The organism is Gordonia sp. LMA484 (genome assembly GCF_058129505.1).
Window position 1 is genome coordinate 1,121,746 of the sequence record NZ_CM176700.1, and the last position, 23,832, is coordinate 1,145,577.

Below are 23,832 nucleotides of genomic sequence, written 5' to 3' on the forward strand. Positions count from 1 at the left end.
CGTTCCCTGAGGAGCGAGCTCGCGAGCGTCACCACCCGGTCCCTGAGGAGTGAGCTCGCGAGCGTCACGAAGGGCCCACAAGAAAATTCCAAGAACTTCTCCAGTGACCGGAACCGTCGACGGGTGTGATGCGTCCGATATCTATGGAGACGCCCCGAGTCCTGATCCGGCCCGCCGAACCCTACGAACCGCCGGCCCGACCTCCCGATGCCGTTGGGCAGCTCCGCCCGGTGGCGACGTCGGCCGCTGCGGGGACCGTTGGCTCCACCCGGCCTCGCCCGGCGTTGTCCGCGGCAACCGTCGATGCCCGGCGGTTCGCCATCGGCACCGTCACACTGGTCCTCGAGATCCTGGACCGGCGACGTAGCGTCAATCAGCTGGACAGCATGGCGCCCCCGCAGCTTCTCGACCAAGTGGCCACCCTGGTTCGGGTTCACGGGGCGGGGCGGGCACCCGGGGGAGGGTCGTCGAACGGGGAGACCACCGCCACCCTGCGGCGCGTACACGTGCAGATGCGGGGACCCGGCTCCGCCGAGATCTTCGGCAGCTACCAACGAGGCGAGCGCGTCCGGGCTTTCGCGGCCCGCATCGAGCAGCTGCCGCGGCGGGTACGCAACGCCCCCGCCCGCCACCACTCGGTTCTGCGCCGCGCCGTCGAATATCGTTGGCAGCTGGTCACTTTTACCCTCGTCTGAGGTCCGGCTTCGTCGCAACCCTCGAGTGGGGTGGTTGCGTGATCGCTGGTCGGGCAGGGCCCATCCGCTGCGTCGGCAACTGTGCGACGTGCGGCGGATGTGCACAACGTGTCGGTGTGACCTTTCGAGGCACTACGATCACTGACGTGGTCAACCGACTCTCCCCGCGCGAAGCGATGTTCTACTTTCTCGACGAGTCCGGCACCACAACGCACCTCGGTGCGCTGCTCATCATCGATCCCGCAGTGTCCCGCCAACCCAAGAATCCCGACAAAGCGCTGGTGGCCGACAAAGCGCAGGCGAGCGACAAGCCGTCAGCGCAGGACAAGCCCGCGCCGCAGGTCAGGCGAACCGAGACGGAGAACGCGGCTGATCCGGACGCCGAGAAGTCCGCCACGCCGACCGCTGTGCCACTGGATTATCCGAGCCTTGTCGCGCTGGTCGAGAACCGCCTCCAGCTCATCCCCCGATACCGACAGATCGTGCGGGAGGTGACTCTGGGGCTGGCCCGTCCGGTATGGGTCGACGACCCCGATTTCGACATCAACTTCCACATCCGCCGATCCGGGCTCCCACGCCCCGGTGACACGGCCCAGTTGCAGGATCTGATCGCCCGCGTGATGTCACGCCCACTGGACCGGACTCGGCCGCTGTGGGAGATGTACCTCATCGAGGGTCTCCCGGATGGCAAGCTCGCGATCCTGACCAAGACGCACCGCTGTCTGGTCGACGGTGAGACCTCACTCGAGATCAGCGAGGCGATCTGCGACGAGGAACCAGAGGTGGAACCGCTCGCCGAGGATCTGTGGATGCCGGGAGCCCCGCCCGGCGCGACCACTTTGACGGTCGGCGCGATCGCCGAGGCGTTCTCCCGACCGGGCGACCTGATCGACTCGCTGATCCACGGCAACTCGATCGTGTCGGATTTGCGGACCACCGCCGAGAGCACGATCCGCCGGGTCGGTGGTTTCGTGCAGCAGATCAGCGACTCCGCGCCACCGAGCAGGCTCAACAACTCGACGACGTCGACCCGGATCTTTGCCGTCGCGACGGTGCCGCGTCGCGGCTGTGCCAAGATCGCCGACCACTACGACTGCACGGTCAACGACGTCGAACTCGCCATCATCTCGGGCGTGATGCGACGCTGGATGCTCTCCTTCGAGGAATCCGTCCAGTCCGGCGACACGGTGCGGGTCGTGCTGCCCCTGTCGGCCCGGGACCCCTCGGTGGAGCGGCGCGTCGACGCCGACGGACGATGGATCGCCGTGGGCAAACCGAGCTTCGTGACAGATCTGCCGGTCGGGGAGGACAACCCGGCCGTCCGCCTCGCGCAGGTCGCCGGACTGGCCAACCGGTATTCGCAGTCCTCGCGCCGACTCTCGATGGGCCCGCAGCCGTTGCTCCCGGAGCTCGGCGTGGTGCCCTTCCCGGAACTGAGTTCGCGCGCGTTCCGCAGTCTGAACCGGCGGAGCTACAACGTGCCGGTGGGGATGGGGACATCGCCGGTGGCCGGTCGGTACGTCCGCGGTTGTCCGGTCTCCGAGATGTATGCCATCCCGACGTTGATGGCGCAACGTGCGCTGGCGATCAACATCACCGACTACCACAACAATCTGCAGTTCGCCTTCATCGCCGACCGTGGCGTGATGAGCGATCTGCCCGCCATGACCGACTACGTGACCGAGTCCTACGAGGAACTCGTGGCCACCAAGTGACCGATGGTGAAAGACACACGGCCGCAAGGTCTTATCAGGTGACCGCTAGGGTCGGCGATCGAGCCGACGGTGAGGAAACGACTGCGATGAGGGTGTACCTACCGGCGACGTTGGCGATGCTGATGCAGCTCACCGACAGCGGCGAGTTCCGTGCGATCGGCGGCACCGGTTTCGCGTTGACACCCACGCTGCGTGAATCGTTCCTCTCCGGCGACGACGAGGAACTCGCCGAGGTGGCCATGCGTGAGGCCGCCCGCGCATCGCTGCGCCTGCTGGCCGGGGAGGCGTCCGAACCCGGCGACAGTGCCGGCGACGCCGAACTCGCCGCGGACGAGCAGACCACCAAACCAGGTGACACCCCGAGACTCCCGCCGCGCCGCGTCGTGGTGTCGGCCGACGTCGCCGACGTCACCCTGCATCCGGAGCTCGACGACGCCGTGGTGCGGATCGCCGGGCCGGTGCCGCTTCGGGACATTGCGTCGGTGCACGTCGACGTCGCCGAGGCGGAGCCCAAGGTACGCGCCGCGGTGGTGGTGATCGATGCCGCCGACCTGGGGGATCAGGATGCCGAACTCGCCGTCGGGGATGTCGAGGACTTCGACCTGGCGTGGTACGCGACGCAGGAACTGCCGTTCCTGCTGGAGCTGCTCTGAACCGTCGCCGAACGGCCTGCGAGCGCCCCGCCGAGCCGCATCGCCGTGAGACTCGTGCCATCAACTCAGGTAACTTACGGTAGCGTAGGTTGTACCTACGGAAGCGTAGGTTGTCGATGGTGTGACTCGCGGGTCACCCGGTGAGGTGGTCTTCAGGTGGGATGGCTCGAGCGTTTCGAGGAACCGGTGGCCGGGGTGGCGGCCCGCAATCGTGGTGCCCAATGGGCGCGCGCGGCGTTCGCGAGGATCACCACGCCATTGCTGCCCGACGACTACCTTCACCTTGCCAATCCGCTGTGGTCCGCCCGTGAGCTACGCGGCAAGGTGGTGTCGGTGACCCCGGAGACCGAGGACACGGCCACCATCCGCATCCGCCCGGGCTGGGGTTTCTCGTTCGACTACGCACCCGGGCAGTACGTGGGGATCGGCGTGCTGGTCGACGGGCGCTGGACCTGGCGGTCGTATTCACTGACCTCGGTTCCCGTCACATCGGGGACGGTCCGCGGACACGATCGCACGATCGCCATCACTGTCAAGGCGATGCCCGAGGGGTTTCTGTCCTCGCACCTGGTCAAGGGCGTGCAACCCGGCACGGTGGTTCGCCTGGCCGCACCGCGCGGCGAGTTCGTGCTTCCCGAACCGCTTCCCACCAAGATCCTCTTCGCGACGGCCGGCAGCGGCATCACCCCGATCATGGCGATGCTGCGGATGATCGGGCACCGTGGCCAACACACCGACATCCGGCTCGTGCACTCGACGCCGACGAAGGCCGACCTGCTCTTCGCCGACGAGCTGTCGCGGATGGCCGACGACGGACTCATCGATCTGCACGTCCAGTACACCCGCACCGACGGGAAGGTCACGCCCGAGCGGCTCACCGAACTGGTCGGCGACTGGGCGGAACGACAAACCTGGGCATGTGGTCCCGGCGGATTCCTCGACGCGCTACGCGGCATGTTCGACGCAGCCGGCCGCGGGGATCACCTGCACATCGAACGATTCGCGCTCGAACGCGGCGCGGTCGGCGCCGAGGGCGGTGCGGTCACCTTCGGCCGGACGGGGCGGGTCACCGAGGCCGACGGCGCGACCACACTGCTCGAGGCCGGTGAAGAGGCCGGGGTGATCATGCCCTTTGGCTGCCGGATGGGCATCTGTCAGAGCTGCGTGGTGATGTTGGACCGTGGCTGCGTCCGGGATCTGCGCTCCGGTGTCGAGCACGTCGAAGGTGAACGTATCCAGACCTGCATCTCCGTCGCCGCAGGCGACTGCACCCTGGACGTGTGAGGCTCGCGCGGACGTGAGGTCGATGGTTCGGCTGGCGTCCTGACCGTGGCACGTTAGGCTCGACCGTGACGGCTGAATGTCGACCACGGAGGAGATCCGCGTGCGCGCTCAACTGCCCGAGACGATGGAAGTACCCGTCCTGTCCGACGGGGGCGTGACGCTGCGGGCGCATGGGCCCGCAGACGTCGACCGCGTGATCGAATACGCGACTGATCCGCTGACAATGCGATGGGCGTTGATGCCATCCCCGTACGGCCGCTCGGATGCCGAGCGGTACATCAGCCATGCGGTGTCCGGCTGGCGGACCGGTGAAGCGATGACCTGGGCGATCGAGCACGACGGACGCTTCGTCGGCAGCGTCGACCTACAGGGGACGGGCCGCATCGTCGACATCGGCTTCGTGCTGCACCCCGACGCTCGCGGACTGGGCCTGGCGCGTCGGGCGATCATCCTCGCGATGGAGTACGCCGTGGCCGCGCGCGACGTCGAGGTGGTGCGCTGGCAGGCCGCCGAAGGTAACCTCGCCGGTCTGCGCGCAGCGCACCGGGCAGGGTTCACGTTGACCGCGGCGGTACCGGACTGGCTGGAGATGAACAGCAAGGTGGTTGATGCCTGGTGCGCGAAATGGCGCGCCGGCGACGACTTCTCTCGGAAATCCAGTTGGCGTGCAACCACTTTCGAGACGGAGCGATTCTGTTTGCGGCCATTGAGTGAGGCCGATGACGAACGGATCCGCGAAACCCTCGACGACCCCGTCTCACGCAAGTACCTGTTCGGTCGACCTCATCCGTTGACGACCGAACACGCCGCTGCCGAGCGCACCCGCAAGTGGTGGACGGCGGCGCGCGGCGAGACCTGCACGTGGGCCGTCGCCGACAAGGACACCGACGATTACCTGGGGGACATCTCGATCTTCGAGATCGACGACGTGACCGGTGCGGAGGTGGGCTTCTACACCCACCCCGAAGCGCGTGGTCGTGGAGTGCTCGGTGAAGCATTTCCGGCCGCGATCCGGCACTGTTTCGAGGTTCTCGATCTGCGGCGCATGACGATGTTCGCCGCTGACTCCAACGAGGGCAGCAAGGCGTTGGCGCGTCGCGCGGGCTTCCACGAATTCGGCACTCAGCCGCTGGCCGCGAGTTCGGACGGTCATCTCGAGGACCTCGTCGGATTCGAGTTGCTGCGCCCCTGATCGTCCGTCCCCGATCGTCGGCCCGCTGCTGCGTGGGGTGGATCACATTCGAGCGTCCGTGCCCGCAAGGGGTGGACAACGCCGCCCCCGGCAACCTACGCTTGCGTAAGTTACGGAATGGTAGGTAGCCCATAGAACTCAGGGCCACGCCGCCGGAAAAGCTCAAAGACACCTGCTCCACGACCTCTGGGAGGGCGAATGGCGATCACCGACATTCCCGAATATGCCCATCTGACCGACGCCGATCTCGATGCACTCGGACGCGAGCTCGACGCGATCCGCGCCGACATCGAGGCAGATCGTGGTGAACGCGACGCGCGGTACATCCGCAACACCATCCGCTTCCAGCGCGGTATGGAACTCGCGGGACGTGCATTGATCTTCGGTTCCTCGAAGCGCTCGATGTGGTGGGCCGGCGCCGGTGCGCTCGGCATCGCCAAGATCATCGAGAACATGGAACTCGGCCACAACGTGATGCACGGGCAGTGGGATTGGATGAACGATCCCGAGGTCCATTCCACCACCTGGGAGTGGGACAACACCGACCCGTCGGCGCACTGGAAGCACACCCACAACTACATCCATCACAAGTACACCAACGTGCTCGGCATGGACGACGACGTGGGCTACGGACTCCTGCGCGTCACCCGTGACCAGCGGTGGCGACCGTTCTACCTCGGTAACCTCGCGTACAACACGCTGCTCGCGCTGGCCTTCGAATACGGTGTCGCCGTTCAGCATCTGGAGCTCGGCAAGAAGCGTCGCACGCCGGAGGCCAAGGAGCAGTTCCACCGCGACCTCGCCGACGTCGGCAAGAAGGTCGGCAAGCAGGTTGCCAAGGACTACGCCGTCTACCCCGCCCTGGTGGGCGTCACCGCCGGTCGTCAAGTCGGCTTCGGTCGCGCGTTCGGCAAGGCACTGACGGCGAACCTGATGGGCAACGCGATCCGCAACGTGTGGACCAACGCGGTCATCTTCTGCGGTCATTTCCCCGACGGTGCGGAGAAGTTCACCCGGCAGGACGTCGACAGCGAGACCCGGGCCGAGTGGTACCTGCGACAGATGCTGGGCAGTGCCAACTTCCGCTCCGGGCCGGTCCTCGGCTTCATGAGCGGCAACCTGTCGTACCAGATCGAGCACCACATCTTCCCGGACCTGCCGAGCAACCGGCTGCCGGAGATCTCGCTGCGGGTGCGCGCGCTGTGCGAGAAGTACGACCTGCCCTATACCACCGGATCGTTCCCGGTCCAGTACGCGAAGGCCTGGCGCACGATCGCCAAGCTGTCGCTGCCGAACAAGTACCTCAAGGCCACCGCCGACGATGCGCCCGAGACGGCGTCGGAGCGCCGATTCAAACAGGGCCTTGCCGAGGATGTCCGGCTGCAGGCCGTGCTCGATCCGGCCACCGGCAGGCGCAAGGGCCTGGTCTCGGCCATCAAGGGGCTGCGCAGCCGCGGACGTCGGGGCAGCGTGCCTGCGGCGCCGGTCGTCGAGCGGCCCCGGGCGGCCTGATAGCACGCGTGACCTGCCGACCCGATGGTCCGACGACCGTCGGGTCGGCAGACGCGCATAATGGGTTCTGATGGCCATCACCGATATCAATGCCTACGCCCACCTGAGCGATGCCGACGTCGAGGCGCTGGGTGCGGAACTCGACGCATTGCGGCGCGAGATCGAAGCCGACCGTGGACTGCGCGATGTGCGCTACCTGCGTCGGACGATCCTTGCGCATCGTGCCCTCGAGGTCGCTGGGCGACTCGCGCTCTTCGGCAGCCACAAGCGGTCATTGTGGGTGCTGGGTACCGGCGCTCTCGCACTCTCGAAGATCATCGAGAACATGGAGCTCGGCCACAATGTGATGCACGGGCAGTGGGATTGGATGAACGATCCCGAGGTGCACTCCACGACGTGGGAGTGGGACATGGTGTGCGCGTCCCCGCATTGGAAGCACTCGCACAACTACATTCACCACAAATACACCAACGTCGTCGGCATGGACCACGACGTCGGCTACAAGATCCTCCGCGTGACCCGCGACGAACCGTGGGAGCCGCGGCGAGCATTGCAGCCGCTGTTCAACCTGATCCTCGCCGCCACCTTTGAATGGGGGATCGGATTGCATGACCTCGAGTTGCGTGAGGTCATCCAGGGCAAGAAGCCCAAAGAGGTCGCGGTCCCGCAGATCAAGGAATTCGCCCGCAAGGTCGGTAAGCAGGTTGCCAAGGACTACGTGCTGTTCCCGGCGATGACCGGACCCAACTTCCGGCACACCCTGACGGCCAACCTCAGCGCGAACCTCATCCGCAACCTGTGGGCCTACGTGGTGATCTTCTGCGGCCATTTCCCTGACGGCGCAGAGAAATTCACCGTCGACTCGCTGACCGACGAGACCCCCGGACAGTGGTACCTCCGCCAGATGCTCGGGACCGCCAACTTCCGGGCCGGGCCTGCGATGGCGTTCATGAGCGGCAACCTCTGCTACCAGATCGAGCATCACCTCTACCCGGACCTACCCAGTAACCGTTATGCCGAGATCGGTGTGCGGGTGCGCGATCTCTGCGACAAGTACGACCTGCCGTACACGACGGGTTCGCTGTTCATGCAATACATGCAGACACTGCGGACCATCAACAAGCTCGCGTTGCCGGACAGCTTCCTTCGCGACACCGCTGACGACGCACCCGAGACGGCCTCGGAGCGTCGGTTCGCCGGCATGCCCCGCACCCGCGGACTCAAGACCGCGATCGCCGAGCTGCGTCGAAAGAAGCTGTCGCGTAAGTGATCTCAGTGGGATCGCCTGCGGTCGAGTGTTCGCTGGTTGAGTAGGTCGAGGCGTCAGCCGAGGCCGTATCGAAACCCCTGTACCGGGCGCGCAACCTCACTCGCGCACTGCGCCACGCAACTCGGCGTGCGCGGCGACCCCTTGCACCGAATCCTCGCGTTCGGTCCACGCGAACCCGGCCCACGCCAGGAACCCGACCACGGCCGAACCGATCCCGAGTCCGCAGACGAGCGCCCAGCCCCCGGCCTGATAGGCCCACGCGCCCAACGACGACCCGATCACGCCGCCGGCGAAGTACGCCACCATATAGGCCGTCGTCAGACGGGAACGAGCTCGGTCGTCGAGTGAGTAGACGCCGGTCTGATTGGCCAGCTGCACGCCCTGCACGCCGAAGTCGAACACCAGCAGGGCGACGATGAGGATCACGACGTCGCGACCACCGGCCCACAGCAGGAGCCAGCCCGCGATCTGTACCGCCCACACGAGATAGTTCGTGTGCCGCAGGTAGCCGCGGTCGGCCAGCTTGCCGACGATCGGTGCGCCGAGCGCGCCAGCCACGCCTGCCAGGCCGAAGAGCCCGATCGCGGCCTCGGAGTAGTCGTAGCGCGAGTCCCCGCCGCCGGCCAACAGGAAGGCGATCGCAGTCCACAGACCGCTGAATGCCGCCATGTTGAGACCGCCCAGGATCATGCGGTGACGCAACACCGGTTGTTGCCGCACGAGGGTCAGGATGGAGGCCAGCACCTGCGGATAGCTCTGGCGAGATCCGGCAGCCGCGGGTCGCGCACCGGGCGCCCGGAACCACACCGCCAGGGCCATCGCCAACTGCACTGCCGCAGCGACGAACAGGATCGCCCGCCATCCGCCGATCTCGGCGACCAGCCCCGACAGGACGCGGGAGAACAGGATACCGATGAGCAGTCCGCTCATCACGTGTCCCACCACGGCGCCGCGTTCGTACGGTCCGGCGATCGCGGCCGCCCACGGCACGACGACCTGAGCGGCCGATGCGGAGACACCGAGCGCGAACACCATGGTCAACAGGCCACCGTAGGAAGGCATCAGTCCCGCTGCCACCAGCGCGACGCAGGAGACGACCAACAGGCCGGTCACGAGTCGACGGCGGTTGACGAAATCGCCCAGCGGGACGACGAAGGCGAGTCCGAGGAGATAGCCGATCTGCGTGAGGGCCACCACCAGCCCCGCGGCTGCGGTGGAGATCGAGAAGTCGATGCTGATCTCGTGCAGGAGTGGCTGCAGGTAATACAGGCAGCCCGCCGACGACCCGGCGGTCACCGCGAACAGGAACACCACGACGTGACTGAGGTGTGTCTGGGAGCGTGTGGGGTTGCCGGTGGTCACTGTCATGCCTCCATCATCCGGACCCAGTAGCTTCTGGAAAAGCGATAGATTTCGATGTGAGTATCTCGATTTGTGATGGAGGTGGCAGTGGAGCTACGGCATCTGGAGTATTTCCTCGCCTGCTGCGACCAGGGGACGTTCACCGCGGCCGCACGTTCTCTCAATGTCGTCCAGTCGGCGGTGTCGACCGGGGTTGCGAAGCTGGAACGTGAACTCGGGGAGCGGCTGTTCGATCGAACGCCGACAGTGCTCATCCTCACCGACACCGGTCGTGCCGTGGTGGGGCCGGCGCGCGCGGCGCTGCGTGCGCGCGCCGAGGTCTTTGACGCCGTCGCGGGGATGCGCGGCGACATCAGCGGCGAGGTTGCCGTCGGCGCGCTGGTCAACGTGGTGTCCATCGACCTGGCCGAGGCCTTGGCGGACCTCCATCGGAGGCATCCCGGGATCACGATCGCGATGCGACAGAATCCGCGTGGCACCTCGGGCAACATTGTCGGCCTCCGTGCCGGCACCCTGGACCTCGCGTTCCTGGGCGCCTATCCGGAGCACGTCCCCGGGATCACCGTCTACCGCCTGGCGGCCGAGCCGCTGGTCCTCGTGTGCTCACCGGATCACCATCTGGCGGACGCCGGGTCCTTTACGACCGCTGATCTGGCCGAGGAGCGCGTGATCGATTACCCGCCGGGGTGGGGGACGCGGGCGGTGGTGGACCGGGAGATCCCCGTTCGCCGGACGGTGATCGAGGTGGCCGACCAGTTCTTCGGAATGAGTCTGGCGGTCAAGGGCTTCGGTGTCACGCTGGTTCCGCTCGGAGTTGCCCGCGAACAGGCCGACGGACCGATCCTGCCGTGCTCGGACAAGCAATTGGTGTGGGAGATCTCGATCGCCCATTCGTCCACGCGGACGCCGTCGCGGGCGGCGCGGGCGGTCCTCGACAGCGTGCTCGGGGTGGTCCGGCCGGCTACTGTCAGCGGGTGAGGACCACACCTTTACCGGTGAGGGTTCCGTTCTCCATATCGGTGTGCGCCGCCACGATGTCGTCGAGCGCGTACACCTTCCCGATCGGAACGGTCGCCCTGTCGGATGCGACGTCGTCGACGAACGCTTGGAGCACCGTCGCCGGGAGATCCGAGGCGCCACCCGAGTAGGCAGTGAGGCGAACGCCGTTGGGTAGATAGTCCATCGGGTAGAAGTCGGGAATGGTCCACTGGTCCGAGAGCATGCCGGTGAAACACACCACCCCATGTGTTCGCGTCGATGCCAGGGTGTCGCGAAGTGTGTTGGTGCCGACCAGTTCCACGGCAGCGTCCACGCCGTCAGCGGCGATGGAACGCACGTGTTGGGCGATCTCGCCGTCGTCGATGACGACGTGGTCGGCGAACTGCTGGAGGAACTCGTGTCGCGCCGGGTTGCGTGTCGTGGAGATGATGCGCAGTCCGGCGCGTCGAGCCAAGACGGCCAGTGCGAGACCGATCGATGATGTGCCGCCGCGGATCAGCACCGTCTGTCCGGCGTGACCGTCGATACCGACGGTGAGCGATCCATGTGCCGTCTGCAGCATCTCCGGGACGGCCCCGAGAGTCGACCACGGCAGGTCACTGTGGAATCCGATCACGTTCGTGGCCGGCACACACGTGTACTGCGCGTAGCCGCCGTCGAAGGTGCGTCCCATGCCGCCCATCAGAGCGGCGACCTGCGTGCCGATTGCGAACTCATCGCCCGGACAGTCGACCACGGTGCCGACTGCCTCGAGTCCGGGGATGCGAGGGAAGGTCCCGAAGTCGGCCATGCCGCGACGGAAATGCAGTTCGGATCGGTTCAGCCCGAACGCCTCGACGCGGATCAGTACCCAGCCGTTCGTGGGTGTCGGCGTCGGGACCTCGCGCAGGTGCAGGGCTTCCGGGGGGCCGGGGGCGTCGACGACAACGGCGCGCATCATGTCACCGGACACGGTCACCTCCTCACGCTCGGCGACGGCCATCATGGGAGCTCGGCGCCGAAGCCACTGTAGCCCGGCCCTGCGATCTCACATGTACCGTCCACCCGTCACCTCGGCGACAGTCCCCGTCATATAGGACGACATGTCCGAGGCGTAAAACAGAGCAACCGAGGCGATCTCATCGGGCTCACCGGAACGCTGCATGGGAATCTCGCCCATCTTCTGATCCCACGCCTTCTGCGGCATGGCCTCGGTCATCGCCGTCCGGATGAGGCCGGGTTGGATGGCGTTGACCCGCACGCCGAGGTGGGCGACTTCCTTGGCGGCCGCCTTGGTCAGGCCGACGATGCCGGCCTTCGCTGCCGAGTAGTTCGTCTGGCCGATGAAGCCCACTTTGCCCGATATCGATGACATGTTGAGGATCGATCCACCCCCGTGCTGGCGCATGTGGGCGGCGGCCAGGCGGGTTCCGTTCCACGTGCCCTTGAGATGGACGGTGATGACGGCGTCGAAATCGTCTTCGGTCATCTTGCGCATCGTCGCGTCGCGGGTGATGCCTGCGTTGTTCACCATGATGTCGAGCGAACCGAATGCGTCGACGGCGGCTCGGATGAGCCCCGTGACATCGTCGGCGTCGCCGACGTTGCCACCGACGCCGATGGCGTCGGTGGGCAGGCCCGCGGCGGCTTGTTTGGCCTGTGCTTCGCCCAGATCACCGATGACGATCTGGGCGCCGTTGTCGGCGAATGTCCGGGCGATGGCCAGGCCGATGCCCTGGGCGCCTCCGGTGATGATGGCGGTCTTTCCATGGAGCATGAGGATGGTTCCTTCCGGAAATATGCTGCGGTGCAGTATCTTCAGCGTGCGAGTGTGGGCGAGGTGGTTGTTGCCTGGTGGATGACGCCGGACTCGATCGCGGCCGTGACGGCCGCATCGTCCAGGCCGGACTCTCCGAGCAGTGTCACGGTGTGTTCGCCCAGGGCGGGCACCGGGCCCATCGGGGCCTCGAAGTCGGCGAACGTCGCCGGAGGGAGAAGGGCTTGTGCCGTGGCGTTCTCCGTGTCCACGGTGCGCCACCGATTGCGAGCGACCAACTGTGGATGATCGACCATGTCGGCGACCTGCTTGACCTGTGCGGCCGGCACGCCGGCGGCGGCGAGCCGGGCATCCAATTCGCTTGTGCTCCAGCACATCGTTGCCCTGGCGACCGACTCGTCGCAGGCGGCGCGATTGCGCACGCGGGCGACGTTGGTGACGAACCGTGGGTCGTCGGCGAGTTCGGGGACGTCGAGCACGCTGGTCACCAGCGTTCGCCAGCCGCGATCGTTCTGGACACCGATCAGGATCTGCCCGTCGCTGGTGGGGAACGAGTCGTACGGGGCGATGGAGACGTGGCTGACACCCATCCGTGGCGGCTGGGTGCCTCCGTACATCTGGGTGTACATGGCGTGCCCCATCCACTCGATCGTCGACTCCAGCATCGACACCTCGATCGCTGCTCCCTCACCGGTGCGGGACCGCCGTAGCAGTGCTGCGAGAACCGCTTGTGCGCAGTACATTCCGGATGCTATGTCGGCGGTGGGGATGCCGGTCTTGACGGGATCCTCGGGCGTTCCGGTGATCGAGATCAGCCCGGACTCCGCCTGGATGAGCATGTCATAGGCCTTGCGCTGTTCGAGCAGACCACCGATTCCGTAACCGGACAGATCGACGGTGACCAACTCGGGATGATCGCGCCGCAATTCTTCTGCTCCCAGGCCCAGCCGGGCTGCGGCACCGGGCGCCAGGTTCTGCAGGAACACGTCGGCCTGATCGATCAGGTTCCGCACGATTGACAGTCCCGCAGGTGCTTTCAGATCGACAGCCAGCGACTGTTTGCCACGGTTGAGCCACACGAAATGTGCTCCGGTCCCCTCGACGACGTGGTCGTAGCCGCGGGCGAGGTCGCCGCCGTCGATCCGTTCGACCTTGATCACCCGCGCGCCGAGATCGGCGAGGTTCCGGGTGGCCAGTGGTGCGGCGACGGCCTGTTCGATCGCCACCACGGTATAGCCGTCCAGCGGAGCGATCATGACGACTTCTTGCTCTCGGCGCGGATCAGCCCGCCGCCGATGATCAGGCGCTGAATCTCGCTGGTGCCTTCGTAGAGTCGGAGCAGGCGCACGTCCCGATAGATACGTTCCACCGGGACCTCCCGCATGTAGCCGGTACCACCATGCACCTGAACCGCGAGATCGGCGACCTTGCCGACCATTTCGGTGCAGAACAACTTCGCGGCCGAGGGGGCGATGCGGCGGTCGGTGTCTTCGACCCACGCACGAGCGGCGTCGCGGACGAGGGCACGTCCGGCCATCACCCCGGTTTGCATGTCGGCGATCATCGCCTGCACGAGTTGGAAGTCGCCGATCGGCGTGCCGCCCTGGGTGGACGTGGCGGCGTAGGCCACGGATTCGTCGAGCGCCCGTTGCGCCTGTCCCACCGACAGCGCCGCGATATGCACCCGCCCGCGGGCCAGGATGGTCATGGCCGCGCGATACCCGACGGCGACATCGCCGCCGACGAGGGCCTCGGGCCCCACCCTTACACCGTTGAACGTCACGTCCGCGGTGTGGGAGCCCTCCTGGCCCATCTTCGCGTCCTTGACCCCGACCTCGACGCCGGAGGTGTCGGCGGGTACCAGGAACACGCCGATCCCGTTGCCGCTCTCCGGTTTCGGATCGGTCCGCGCGAATACGACGAACAGTCCCGCGTCCGGCGCGTTGGTGATGAACCGCTTGCTGCCGCTGATGAGCCAGCCATCGCCGTCGGCGGTGGCCGTCGTGCGCAGCCCCGCCGGATTCGATCCGGCGCCCGGCTCGGTCAACGCGAAACTGGCCACGATCTCGCCGGCCGCGATGCCCGGCAACCACGTCGCCTTCTGTTCGTCGGTGCCGAACCCGACGAGCACCTGCCCTGCGATGCCGTTGTTGGTGCCGAACATCGACCGCAGACTCAGCGATGTGTAGCCGAGCTCCATGGCGACCTCGACGTCCTGCACGAGGTCGAGGCCCAGTCCGCCCCACTCCTGTGGAATGGCGTAGCCGAACAGGCCCATCTCGGCTGCATCGCGGCGGAGGTCGTCGGGGATGGCGTCGTTTGCCAGGATCTCGAGCTCGCGCGGCACGACTCGAGTACGGACGAAATGGTTGATCTGCTTGAGGACGTCGGTGAAGACATCGTCCGGGACGTCGGGGTTCTGGGTGACCATGCATCAACTATCCGAGATCGATTATGATCAGTCCAATACTTAGTTGATTGATGTGTAATACCCTCCTGGTATGAAAGGTCGACGACACGGCGATGGACCTCAATGACATCCGGGCCTTCCTGGCGGTCGCCGAGGAGCTGCACTTCGGTCGCGCAGCGCAGCGGCTGCATATGGCGCAGCCGCCGCTGAGCCGGACGATCAAACAGTTGGAAAGGGAGCTGGGAACTCGGCTCTTCGACCGCAACACCCGGTCGGTGCAGCTGACGGCGGCCGGTCATGCCCTGCTGGAGCCCGCTCGTGAGGTGCTGTCGGCGCTGCGCCGTGCGGAAGCGGCTGTCAGGTCTGCGCAGGAGGGTGAGGTCGGTCTCGTTCGGATCGCGTTCGCCGGCATCTCGACACACCAGCTGGTCGCCCGGCTTGCCCGCGTGGTGCGATCAGAACGGCCTGGAATCCAGCTCGTGCTCTCCAGTCAGAATTTCGCGCAGCCGGCGATGACGAAACTCGTTCAGGGGCAGACCGACCTCGCATTGGGTCGCTGGGACGTCGTCCCGCCCGACGTTTCGACGAAGGTCGTCGTGACCGATTCGCTGGTCGTGGCGTTACCGGACACCCATCCGCTCGCCGGATTGCACTCGATCAGCCTCGACCGGCTTCAGGGCGACAGCTTTGTGTCGCTACCACCACACGAAGGTGCCGTGCTGCCCGATCGCCTGCGCCGGCTGGCCCATGACAGTGGCTTTGTCGCCGACGTGGTGCAGGTGGCCCCCGATACCCTGACGGCCCTGGCGTTGGTGAGTGCCGAGGTCGGTTGTCATCTCACCTTGCGGTCGGTGGCGCACAATGCCGACGATCCGCATGTGGTTTTCATTCCGTTGACCGACGAGGCCCCCGACGTCGACCTGCGTGCTGCGTGGCGACGTGACGACAGCAGCCCCGCGCTGCGCGCCGTGCTGGATGCGCTGCTGTCGCTGGGCGACTGACGCCACCGGAACCTGCAGCGAGCAGTTCGCCTTCGTCGAGGCCGAACTGCCGCAGTCGCCGGTACAGCGTCGTCCGCCTGATTACTCGGCGGACTCGGACTTGCTGCCGCCCACCGATTCGAGCGCTTTGACAGTCGGGCCGACGGCGAGCTTGCGCCCGGCCAATTCGACAGCTGCATCGAGTCGGGTTCGTTCGAGGGTCCCCAACGGCCGTCCCCGGTCCCGACACCCGAGCGGTCATGAACTCGCCCTCAGCCGAACGCCGCCGTGAACGCGTCCAGCGCGGCGTCCGGATCCGAGCTGGCCCATCCTTCGAGGCCGATGACCCCGTCGTAGCCGATCTCCCCGAGTACCTTGGCGATCGCGGGATAGTTGATCTCGCCGGTGCCCGGCTCGCATCTCCCGGGAACGTCGGCGACCTGGATCTCACCGACGAACGGCAGTGCGGCGCGGCAGAGTTCGATCAGGTTCCCCTCGCCGATCTGCGCGTGGTAAAGGTCCAGGTTCATCCGCAGGTGCGGGGAGTCGACGGCTCGGACCAGCGCCATGGTGTCGGCGGCGGTGGCGAACGGCGTGCCGGGGTGGTCGACGGCGAGGTTGAGGTTCTCCAGGGTGAACACCCGCCCGTGTCGCTCACCGAGCTCCGCGAGGCGCGTCAGCGTGTCGGCGGCAGTCAACCACATCGTCGGGGTGACCACCTCGACGGGCTTGTCCGGCAGGCCTTCGGGACCGAGGCCGGTGCCGTGCACGTTGAGGCTCGGACAATCCAGCCGCGCAGCCACTTTCAACGACTCCTCGGCTGTCGTGAGGAACTCCGCGATGCCGTCCTCGTCGGTGAGATCCCCGCGGAGATAACCGGTCATCGACACGAAGTCGGCGCCGGAGGCGACGAGGCCATCGATGTCCTTGGTCGACCAGTCCCAGATCTCGACGGACAGTCCGCGCTCGTGGATGGCTCGGACTCGATCGATGAAAGGGCGTTCGAGATAAAGCATCTCGGCGCTGGCGGCGAGTCGGTAGCTCATCAGCGCACCTCGTCGATCGAAACGGTGGCGCCGGTCTCGACGCTGCGGATTGCGGCCAGCGCGATCTGCAGCGCGGTGCGGGCATCGGCGCCACCGACGACGGCGGGCGTGCCGTCGCGGACCGCGTCGACGAACGCCGTCAGTTCGCCGACATAAGCGCTGTGCAGCAGGACCGTGTCGCGTCGGGCCGTGTCGATCTCGACGCCGCCGGCGCCGTAGAAGGTCATGTCGGTGGTACGTCCATCGCCGGCGGTGGCCAAGCCTGCCGACCCGAAGACCTCACCGCGGACGTCGTACCCGTAGAGCGCGGAGAAGCTGGCCTCGGCGGTGGCGATCGCGCCGTTGTCGAAGGTGATCGTCACGACGGCCGTGTCCAGATGGCCGGTCCCGCGGGCATCCGGCCGGATCAGGGCGTCGGCGAAGGCGTGCACCGCCACCGGTCGCGCGCCGGGGTTGAGGAAGCAGAGCGTGTCGAAATCGTGGATCAAGGTTTCGAGAAAGATCGTCCACTGGGGGACACGGGCCGGATCGACCTGCCAGGGGCCGGGATCGCGGGTCAGCGACCGCAGTAGTTGCGGCGTTCCGACTCGGCCGTCGTCGACGGCGCGACGGGCGGCGGCGAATCCCGGTGCGAACCGCCGGTTGAAGCCGACCTGCAGAACAATGCCCGCCGCGTCGGCTTCGGCGATGGCCCGGTCGGCCTCGTCGAGGGTCACGGCCATCGGCTTCTCGCAGAAGACATGTTTGCCCGCGGAGGCCGCGCGGCAGACCAGATCACTGTGGCTTCGCGCGGGGGCCGTGATCAGGACAGCGTCGACGTCGGGAGACGCGAGCACGTCGTCGATGTCGGTGGTGGCGAAGCCGGCTCCGACAGTGTCGGCCAGGCGTTCGGCAGCGCCGTCGACCGGATCGGCGACAGCGGCCACCACCGCATCGGGGACGTGCCGCGCCACGAGTTCGGTGTGGTTGCTGCCGATGCGGCCGGCGCCGATCGTGGCGATCCGTACGGGTGCCGATGGAACGTGGGCGGCCGCCGTGGCCGCGGCGACGGAGCGCGATGTCGTCATGTGGAGAGTCCGATCAGGTGGTGTAAGGGCGACTAGAACGTTCTAGTAGAACGTTCTAGGCTAGAGTAGTGCGACAGCTCACAACGGGTCAAGGGGACTGGGATGGCCGAGAAGGCGGGCGGGCGCACGACGCTCATCGATGTCGCGCGCGCGGCAGGAGTGTCGAAGGCCCTGGTGTCGATCGTCATGCGGGGTGTCCCGGGCGCGAGTGAGGATACCCGCGAACGGGTGCTGCGGATCGCCGACGAGATGGGTTACGTCCCCGACCAGCGGGCACGGAAGTTGCGGCAGGCGTCGTCGCGGCTGCTCGGTGTCACCTTCGAGTTACGCGAGCCGTTCCACGGGGACCTGGTCGAGGCGATCTACGCGGCGGCCGACGAGGCCGACTACGAAGTGGTGATCAGTGCCGTCGCGCCGAGTCGGTCGGAGTCGCGGGCGTTGGACACCGTGCTGCGCGAGCGCTGTGAGGCGGCGATTCTGCTCGGCCCGCGGCTCGCCGACGCCGAGTTCGCGACGGTGGCCACCCGATTGCCGGTCGTCGTCGTCGCGCGATCCGTCGAGGCTCCCGGGGTCGGATATGTCCGCAGTGATGACACGGCGGGTATCGGCCTCGGCGTCGAGCACCTCGTCGGTCTCGGGCACGAGCAGATCGTTCACATCGACGGGGCCGACGCCCCCGGTGCCGCCGAGCGACGTGACGGCTTCCGCGAGGCGATGGCACGGCACGGATTCGATGGCAGGGTGGTCCGCGGCGGGCTCGGGCAGATCGACGGAGCGCGCGCCATGAGCGAGGTACTCACCGGACGGCCGCCCACTGCCGTCCTCGCCTTCAACGACGACTGCGCCATCGGCGTGATCGACTCGATCATCGGCGCGGGCCTCCGCGTGCCCGAGGACATCTCGGTGATGGGTTACGACGACGCTCGTGTCGCGGCACGGCTCCGGGTGCCACTGACCACGGTGTCGCAGGACGCGCAGGAGATGGCCACCGACGCGGTCCGCGGGGCGCTGGCGATGATCGAGGGGGGCGAGCCGCCGGCGGTCGTGCGAGGGCCGCGGCTCGTCGTGCGGAGTACCACCGCGCGCCGGTAGTGGCCGGACGCTCGCCAACGTTCGGTGCGCTACTTCGCGCGCAGGTGGTGCGTGTAGATCGCTCCGGTCGTCACGTCGTCTTCGACCTCCTCGAGGGTGCGGCCGCGGGTCTCCGGTGCCTGGGTGTAGACGAAGACGAGTGCGAACAGGCCGATCACACCGAACATGAAGAACGTCCCGGTGATGCCGATCGCGTTGACGAGCGTGGGGAAGAACAGGCCCAGGAAGGCATTCGCCATCCACAGGCAGAACACCGAGATGCCGATCGCGAGTCCGCGGATCTGCAACGGGAAGATCTCCGAGAGCAGCACCCAGGTGGCGACGTTGAGGAAGGTCTGCATCGAGCCGACGAACAAGACGACCAGGATGAGGATCACGTACGGTCGCAGCGGATTACCGACAGGAAGCAGAACCGACGCGATGCCGATGAGGAAATGGCACACGGTGGTCAGGCTGTAACCGATCAACAGTGTGGTGCGCCGGTTCATGTGCTGGGCCAGCCAGAGTGCCGTGATGGATCCGACGACCGCGATGACGCCGGGCGCGATGTTGGCGATCAGGGCGGCGTTGGAGTCGAAGCCGGCCTCCTTCAGCACCGACTGGCCGTAGTACATGATCGAGTTGATGCCGGTGAGCTGTTGTGCGACGCCCAGACCGATGCCGACGAGGATGATGCGACGAACCCACCTGCTGTCGCGCAACGCCGACCAACTGCCGTGGACACGGGTCTTCTCCATCTCGGAGATCTCGGTGATCATGTCGACCTCGGCCTGCGCGCGTTGCCGGGTCCGGATGGTGGACAGGACCTCCAGGGCCTCGCCGCGCCGTCCCTGCGAGATCAGCCAACGCGGTGATTCCGGTACACGCAGCATGCCGACCATGAGGCACACCGCGGGCAGTGCGGCGACGGCCAGCATGATGCGCCAGACGCCTTCGTGCTCACCCCAGACGTTGCCGATGATCGCGTTGACGACGAAGGCGGCGAGCTGGCCGACGACGATCATGACCTCGTTGCGGCCGGCGAGTGATCCGCGGATCTCGTACGGCGCGAGCTCGGCGAGGTAGACCGGTACGACAGTCGACGCCGCGCCGACGGCGAGGCCCAACACGACGCGACCGAGGACCATCACGCCGAAGCCCGGTGCGAAGACGCACGTGATCGCGCCGATCAGGAAGAAGACGGCAAGCAGGACGATGGATTTGCGTCGACCCCACGTGTCGGAGAGCCGTCCACCGATCATGGCGCCGAATGCAGCGGCGAACAGCAGTGAACTGGTCACCACGCCCTCGGTGAACGCGGTCAGCCCGAGGTCGGTCTTCATCGGTTCGAGCGCGCCGTTGATGACGCCGGTGTCGTAGCCGAAGAGCAGGCCGCCGAGCGTTGCGATCAGCGCCACCGCGTGAAGGCGTCGACGGAAGGGGCCCGTCCCGAGGGGTGGTAGCGCGACCCGTTCTCGGGTCAGTTGCGAACTCTCGGCAGTTGACATGGCAACTCCTGGTGTCGGGTTACATCGTGCCCGTGTGAGTGATGGTGGTCACGGGCTGTTATCTCCGATAGTGTCATAATGTCCTGACAATCTGTCAAGGCTTCGCATTAGGGAATTGCACAGCTCGTCGCTGCAATAGGGCGCTGATCTGCACGATCGGCAAATCATATATGTCATTACAAACAGGGAGAATCTCATGCGACTCGGTCTGGTCGGTTACGGCGTCGGTGGTCGTCTGTTCCACGCTCCGTACATCCGGGCGGTGCGTGGGATCGAGCTCGCCGGTGTCGTCACGCGCAATCCCGGGCGCCGCAGCGAGGTGGCGGCGGACCTCGGCGACGTGGCGACCTTCGATTCGCTCGGCGAGCTGCTGGATGCGGGCGTGGATGCGGTGACGATCACGACGCCACCGGACACTCGCCGCGAGCTGGTGCTGGAGGCGGTGAACCGCGGTGTCCACGTGATCGCCGACAAACCGTTCGCCCCAACCGCGGCGGCCGGGCGCGATCTGGTCGAGGCGGCCGAATCGGCGGGTGTGCTGCTCAGCGTGTTCCACAACCGACGGTGGGACACCGACTTCGCGACGATCACGGAGGTGCTACCGAGGATCGGCGACATCTGGCGCTGCGAGTCACGGTTCGACCTGAACGAGCCGGGAACCCTCGAGGCCGGGCCGAGTGGCGGGCTGTTGCGCGATCTGGGGGCACATCTCGTCGATCAGGTGCTCAGGTTGTTCGGGCCGGTCGCGGCGGTGTCCGCGCATCTCGACTGGGTCGATCAGGTCGAAGGGCGCACCGACTGCGGGTTCGTCGTATCCATGACGCACACGAGCGGAGTGTTCTCGACGGTCAGCGCCAGCAAGATCAATCATGTGTCCGCTCGGCAGTGGCGCATCTACGGTTCCGACGGGACCTACGTCAGCGACGGTACCGACGTGCAGACCGATCAGATCAAACAGGGCCTGCGTCCGGCCGACGATCCGGACTCGTGGGGCTATGAGCGTTCTGACCGGCTCGGGTTGCTGCACACCGCGAAAGGGGTCGAGACCGTGCCGTCGGCGCAGGGGCGCTACGACGAGTTCTACCGGCAGTTCGCCGAAGCGGTGGACCACGATGCGCCGCAGCCGGTCCCGGCCCGCGAAGGTGTCGCGGTCCTCGAGGTGCTCGACGCAGCGCGACGCAGTGCCGAGACGGGAGCGACCGTCGCGCCGTGAGGGCACGCAGCGAGTAGTCTTCGTCACCATGACGACAGCCGACATCGCCACCTGGTTCGGCGGTGTACTCGGGTTTCTCTTGGTGATGATCGCCGTCATGGCCACGATCAATCAACGCGAACGTCGCACCATCGACCGACTGCGTGCGGAGTGGAGGGCTCGGGGCAGCATCCCCGAGGAGGAACCGAGATTCGGTTCGTATGGTTTGAGCTGACCGGGGCGAACAGGCCCTCGCATGTCGCCCGGCTCGCCGTGCTCGAGGATGGACCGAGCGAGACACACGCGAAACTCCCACTCACACGCGAAGCATCACGTGTAAGTGGGAGTAATGCGTGTTCGTGCGTCCGGACTCAGGCGTTCTGGGGGAAGCCCAGGTTCAGGCCGCCATGTGACGGGTCGAGCCACCGGCTGGTGATGGCCTTGCCGCGGGTGTAGAAGTTGACTCCTTCGGTGCCGTGGGCGTGGGTGTCGCCGAACAGCGAGTTCTTCCAGCCGCCGAAGCTGTAGTAGGCCATGGGAACCGGGATGGGGACGTTGATGCCCACCATGCCGACCTCGACCTCGTTCTGGAAGCGTCGGGCGGCGCCACCGTCGTTGGTGAAGATGGCGGTGCCGTTGCCGTACGGGTTGGAGTTGATCAACTCCAGGGCCTCGTCATAGGTGTCGACGCGAACGACGGAGAGCACGGGTCCGAAGATCTCGTCCGTGTAGACGCTCATGTCGGTGGTGACGTTGTCGATCAGGGTGGGTCCGAGCCAGAACCCGTCCGTGTAATCACCCGTCGCTTCGCTCGCCCCGCCACCATCTACCTCCACACCACGACCGTCGAGCACCAGGGTGGCACCATCCTTCTCGCCGGCGTCGACGTAGGACTTGACCTTGTCGCGGTGGGCCTTGGTGACCAGCGGTCCCATGTCGGAGTTCTTGGTGCCGTCGCCGGTCTTGATCGTCTTGGCGCGCTCGGCGATCTTCGCAACGAGCTCGTCGGCAACCGAACCGACCGCGACACACGCCGAGATCGCCATGCAGCGCTCACCGGCGGAACCGAAGCCTGCGTTGACCATGGCGTCGGCGGCCAGGTCGAGATCGGCATCCGGGAGCACGATGGCGTGGTTCTTCGCGCCGCCGAGGGCCTGGACGCGCTTGCCGTTGGCGGTGCCGGTGGCGTAAACGTACTGGGCGATCGGGGTGGAGCCGACGAAGCTGATCGACTTGATGGCCTTGTTCTCCAGCAGCTCGTCGACGGCGAGCTTGTCGCCCTGCAGGACGTTGAACACGCCTTCGGGAAGACCGGCTTCCCTCCACAGCTCGGCCAGCCACAGCGAGGCTGTGGGGTCCTTCTCGGACGGCTTGAGGACGACGGTGTTGCCGGCAGCGATGGCGATGGGGAAGAACCACATCGGCACCATGGCGGGGAAGTTGAACGGGCTGATGATGCCGACCGGGCCCAGCGGCTGGCGGATCGAGAAGACGTCGACCTTGGTTGAGGCGTTCTCGGTGAACCCACCTTTGAGCAGATGCGGTATACCGCAGGCGAACTCGACGACCTCCTGGCCGCGCGAGACCTCGCCGAGGGCGTCGGAGACGACCTTGCCGTGCTCTGCGGTGATGATCTCGGCCAGCTCGCCCTTGCGCTCGTTGAGCAGCTCGCGGAACTTGAACAGCACCGCGCTGCGCTTGGCCAGGCTGGTGTCGCGCCACGCGGGGAATGCGGCGGTGGCGGCGTCGATGACTGCGCGGGCGTCCTCGAGGTTGGCCAACGACACCTCGCCGGTGACCTTGCCGGTAGCGGGGTTGGTGACCGGCGCGGTCTTGCTGCTGGTGCCGGGGTAGGCCTTGTTGTTGACCCAGTGGGTGATGGTGGTTGTGGACATTGTGTTCTCCTGTGTTCACTCGCTGGTCGAGTAGCCGCGAACGGAGTGAGTGGCGTATCGAGACCTGGTGGGGGTGGTCTCGATTCGTTCTTCGCCTGGCGGCTCGGATCTACTCGACCAGCGGTTGGGGCGGGGGTGGGGGTTGCGTTTACTCGACTGGTGGTTGTTTTCTGTCGGTCGAGTAGTCGCGAACGGAGTGAGTGGCGTATCGAGACCTGCTGCGGG

General features: G+C 66.5%; 21 protein-coding genes. 12 read left to right on the forward strand and 9 right to left on the reverse strand.

Annotated features, from left to right (window positions below; all coding sequences use genetic code 11):
- Positions 1–128: 128 nt before the first annotated feature.
- From AC4AMJ_RS04665 to AC4AMJ_RS04695, 7 genes are all read left to right on the forward strand, one after another.
- On the forward strand, positions 129–695 hold the full coding sequence (locus AC4AMJ_RS04665; RefSeq protein WP_489917377.1) for an Rv3235 family protein: 567 nt from the start codon (positions 129–131) through the stop codon (positions 693–695).
- Positions 696–841: 146 nt separating this feature from the next.
- Positions 842–2,410, forward strand: coding sequence for a wax ester/triacylglycerol synthase domain-containing protein (locus AC4AMJ_RS04670; protein WP_489917378.1), 1,569 nt, complete (start codon positions 842–844; stop codon positions 2,408–2,410).
- 86 nt (positions 2,411–2,496) lie between these two features.
- On the forward strand, positions 2,497–3,063 hold the full coding sequence (locus AC4AMJ_RS04675) for a DUF6912 family protein (protein ID WP_489896731.1): 567 nt from the start codon (positions 2,497–2,499) through the stop codon (positions 3,061–3,063).
- Positions 3,064–3,219: 156 nt separating this feature from the next.
- Complete coding sequence (locus AC4AMJ_RS04680; RefSeq protein ID WP_489896730.1) at positions 3,220–4,347, forward strand: ferredoxin reductase; 1,128 nt, start codon at positions 3,220–3,222, stop codon at positions 4,345–4,347.
- A 100-nt stretch (positions 4,348–4,447) separates the two neighbouring features.
- Positions 4,448–5,539 (forward strand): GNAT family N-acetyltransferase, encoded by a 1,092-nt coding sequence (locus AC4AMJ_RS04685; protein WP_489917379.1) that lies wholly within the window; start codon positions 4,448–4,450, stop codon positions 5,537–5,539.
- Positions 5,540–5,737: 198 nt separating this feature from the next.
- A complete protein-coding gene (locus AC4AMJ_RS04690; RefSeq protein WP_489917380.1) occupies positions 5,738–7,051 on the forward strand; it encodes a fatty acid desaturase family protein in 1,314 nt (437 codons plus the stop codon).
- A 70-nt stretch (positions 7,052–7,121) separates the two neighbouring features.
- Entirely contained in the window at positions 7,122–8,321 is a 1,200-nt protein-coding gene (locus AC4AMJ_RS04695) for a fatty acid desaturase family protein (protein ID WP_489896727.1), read from the forward strand.
- Between the two features lie 96 nt (positions 8,322–8,417).
- Here AC4AMJ_RS04695 and AC4AMJ_RS04700 read toward each other — a convergent pair whose 3' ends face one another.
- On the reverse strand, positions 8,418–9,689 hold the full coding sequence (locus AC4AMJ_RS04700) for an MFS transporter (protein ID WP_489917381.1): 1,272 nt from the start codon (positions 9,687–9,689) through the stop codon (positions 8,418–8,420).
- Between the two features lie 81 nt (positions 9,690–9,770).
- Here AC4AMJ_RS04700 and AC4AMJ_RS04705 point away from each other — a divergent pair, with 81 nt between their 5' ends.
- Positions 9,771–10,661, forward strand: coding sequence for a LysR family transcriptional regulator (locus AC4AMJ_RS04705; RefSeq protein WP_489917382.1), 891 nt, complete (start codon positions 9,771–9,773; stop codon positions 10,659–10,661).
- Here the strand turns inward: AC4AMJ_RS04705 and AC4AMJ_RS04710 are convergent.
- The 4 genes from AC4AMJ_RS04710 to AC4AMJ_RS04725 all read right to left on the reverse strand — a co-directional run bounded on the left by AC4AMJ_RS04710 (position 10,651) and on the right by AC4AMJ_RS04725 (position 14,869).
- Entirely contained in the window at positions 10,651–11,634 is a 984-nt protein-coding gene (locus tag AC4AMJ_RS04710; protein WP_489896724.1) for a zinc-binding alcohol dehydrogenase family protein, read from the reverse strand. The genes AC4AMJ_RS04705 and AC4AMJ_RS04710 overlap by 11 nt on opposite strands.
- A 75-nt stretch (positions 11,635–11,709) precedes the next feature.
- Entirely contained in the window at positions 11,710–12,438 is a 729-nt protein-coding gene (gene fabG, locus AC4AMJ_RS04715; RefSeq protein ID WP_489917383.1) for a 3-oxoacyl-ACP reductase FabG, read from the reverse strand.
- Between the two features lie 41 nt (positions 12,439–12,479).
- Positions 12,480–13,694, reverse strand: coding sequence for a CaiB/BaiF CoA transferase family protein (locus AC4AMJ_RS04720; RefSeq protein WP_489917384.1), 1,215 nt, complete (start codon positions 13,692–13,694; stop codon positions 12,480–12,482).
- On the reverse strand, positions 13,691–14,869 hold the full coding sequence (locus AC4AMJ_RS04725) for an acyl-CoA dehydrogenase family protein (protein WP_489917385.1): 1,179 nt from the start codon (positions 14,867–14,869) through the stop codon (positions 13,691–13,693). The genes AC4AMJ_RS04720 and AC4AMJ_RS04725 overlap by 4 nt, the downstream gene beginning before the upstream one ends.
- A gap of 92 nt (positions 14,870–14,961) precedes the next feature.
- On the opposite strand from AC4AMJ_RS04725, the gene AC4AMJ_RS04730 reads away from it, so the two are divergent.
- A complete protein-coding gene (locus AC4AMJ_RS04730; protein WP_489896720.1) occupies positions 14,962–15,849 on the forward strand; it encodes a LysR substrate-binding domain-containing protein in 888 nt (295 codons plus the stop codon).
- 251 nt (positions 15,850–16,100) lie between these two features.
- Here AC4AMJ_RS04730 and AC4AMJ_RS04735 read toward each other — a convergent pair whose 3' ends face one another.
- Together AC4AMJ_RS04735 and AC4AMJ_RS04740 are read right to left on the reverse strand one after the other, a co-directional pair.
- Positions 16,101–16,874, reverse strand: a complete 774-nt coding sequence (locus tag AC4AMJ_RS04735; protein ID WP_489917386.1) for a TIM barrel protein — start codon at positions 16,872–16,874, stop codon at positions 16,101–16,103.
- Positions 16,874–17,941 carry a Gfo/Idh/MocA family oxidoreductase gene (locus tag AC4AMJ_RS04740; RefSeq protein WP_489917387.1) on the reverse strand — a complete coding sequence of 356 codons (1,068 nt, stop codon included), beginning with the start codon at positions 17,939–17,941 and terminating at the stop codon, positions 16,874–16,876. The genes AC4AMJ_RS04735 and AC4AMJ_RS04740 overlap by 1 nt, the downstream gene beginning before the upstream one ends.
- A 102-nt stretch (positions 17,942–18,043) precedes the next feature.
- On the opposite strand from AC4AMJ_RS04740, the gene AC4AMJ_RS04745 reads away from it, so the two are divergent.
- Positions 18,044–19,033 (forward strand): LacI family DNA-binding transcriptional regulator, encoded by a 990-nt coding sequence (locus tag AC4AMJ_RS04745; protein ID WP_489917388.1) that lies wholly within the window; start codon positions 18,044–18,046, stop codon positions 19,031–19,033.
- Positions 19,034–19,062: 29 nt separating this feature from the next.
- On the opposite strand, the gene AC4AMJ_RS04750 is transcribed toward AC4AMJ_RS04745, so the two are convergent.
- On the reverse strand, positions 19,063–20,520 hold the full coding sequence (locus AC4AMJ_RS04750) for a sugar porter family MFS transporter (protein WP_489917389.1): 1,458 nt from the start codon (positions 20,518–20,520) through the stop codon (positions 19,063–19,065).
- A 196-nt stretch (positions 20,521–20,716) separates the two neighbouring features.
- On the opposite strand from AC4AMJ_RS04750, the gene AC4AMJ_RS04755 reads away from it, so the two are divergent.
- Entirely contained in the window at positions 20,717–21,733 is a 1,017-nt protein-coding gene (locus tag AC4AMJ_RS04755) for a Gfo/Idh/MocA family protein (protein WP_489896715.1), read from the forward strand.
- Positions 21,734–21,761: 28 nt separating this feature from the next.
- Positions 21,762–21,947 carry a hypothetical protein gene (locus AC4AMJ_RS04760; protein ID WP_489917390.1) on the forward strand — a complete coding sequence of 62 codons (186 nt, stop codon included), beginning with the start codon at positions 21,762–21,764 and terminating at the stop codon, positions 21,945–21,947.
- 136 nt (positions 21,948–22,083) lie between these two features.
- Here the strand turns inward: AC4AMJ_RS04760 and AC4AMJ_RS04765 are convergent, their stop codons facing one another.
- Complete coding sequence (locus AC4AMJ_RS04765; RefSeq protein ID WP_489917391.1) at positions 22,084–23,607, reverse strand: CoA-acylating methylmalonate-semialdehyde dehydrogenase; 1,524 nt, start codon at positions 23,605–23,607, stop codon at positions 22,084–22,086.
- Positions 23,608–23,832 lie beyond the last annotated feature (225 nt).

What these genes read in the sequence shown, in the direction of transcription:
- AC4AMJ_RS04665 (WP_489917377.1), top strand. Translation starts at nt 129, where the DNA reads ATGCGTCCGATATCTATGGAGACGCCCCGAGTCCTGATCCGGCCCGCC.
- AC4AMJ_RS04675 (WP_489896731.1), top strand. Translation starts at nt 2,497, where the DNA reads ATGAGGGTGTACCTACCGGCGACGTTGGCGATGCTGATGCAGCTCACC.
- AC4AMJ_RS04690 (WP_489917380.1), top strand. Translation starts at nt 5,738, where the DNA reads ATGGCGATCACCGACATTCCCGAATATGCCCATCTGACCGACGCCGAT.
- AC4AMJ_RS04695 (WP_489896727.1), top strand. Translation starts at nt 7,122, where the DNA reads ATGGCCATCACCGATATCAATGCCTACGCCCACCTGAGCGATGCCGAC.
- AC4AMJ_RS04700 (WP_489917381.1), bottom strand. Translation starts at nt 9,689, where the DNA reads ATGACAGTGACCACCGGCAACCCCACACGCTCCCAGACACACCTCAGT.
- fabG (WP_489917383.1), bottom strand. Translation starts at nt 12,438, where the DNA reads ATGCTCCATGGAAAGACCGCCATCATCACCGGAGGCGCCCAGGGCATC.
- AC4AMJ_RS04720 (WP_489917384.1), bottom strand. Translation starts at nt 13,694, where the DNA reads ATGATCGCTCCGCTGGACGGCTATACCGTGGTGGCGATCGAACAGGCC.
- AC4AMJ_RS04725 (WP_489917385.1), bottom strand. Translation starts at nt 14,869, where the DNA reads ATGGTCACCCAGAACCCCGACGTCCCGGACGATGTCTTCACCGACGTC.
- AC4AMJ_RS04730 (WP_489896720.1), top strand. Translation starts at nt 14,962, where the DNA reads ATGGACCTCAATGACATCCGGGCCTTCCTGGCGGTCGCCGAGGAGCTG.
- AC4AMJ_RS04735 (WP_489917386.1), bottom strand. Translation starts at nt 16,874, where the DNA reads ATGAGCTACCGACTCGCCGCCAGCGCCGAGATGCTTTATCTCGAACGC.
- AC4AMJ_RS04740 (WP_489917387.1), bottom strand. Translation starts at nt 17,941, where the DNA reads ATGACGACATCGCGCTCCGTCGCCGCGGCCACGGCGGCCGCCCACGTT.
- AC4AMJ_RS04745 (WP_489917388.1), top strand. Translation starts at nt 18,044, where the DNA reads ATGGCCGAGAAGGCGGGCGGGCGCACGACGCTCATCGATGTCGCGCGC.
- AC4AMJ_RS04750 (WP_489917389.1), bottom strand. Translation starts at nt 20,520, where the DNA reads ATGTCAACTGCCGAGAGTTCGCAACTGACCCGAGAACGGGTCGCGCTA.
- AC4AMJ_RS04755 (WP_489896715.1), top strand. Translation starts at nt 20,717, where the DNA reads ATGCGACTCGGTCTGGTCGGTTACGGCGTCGGTGGTCGTCTGTTCCAC.
- AC4AMJ_RS04760 (WP_489917390.1), top strand. Translation starts at nt 21,762, where the DNA reads ATGACGACAGCCGACATCGCCACCTGGTTCGGCGGTGTACTCGGGTTT.
- AC4AMJ_RS04765 (WP_489917391.1), bottom strand. Translation starts at nt 23,607, where the DNA reads ATGTCCACAACCACCATCACCCACTGGGTCAACAACAAGGCCTACCCC.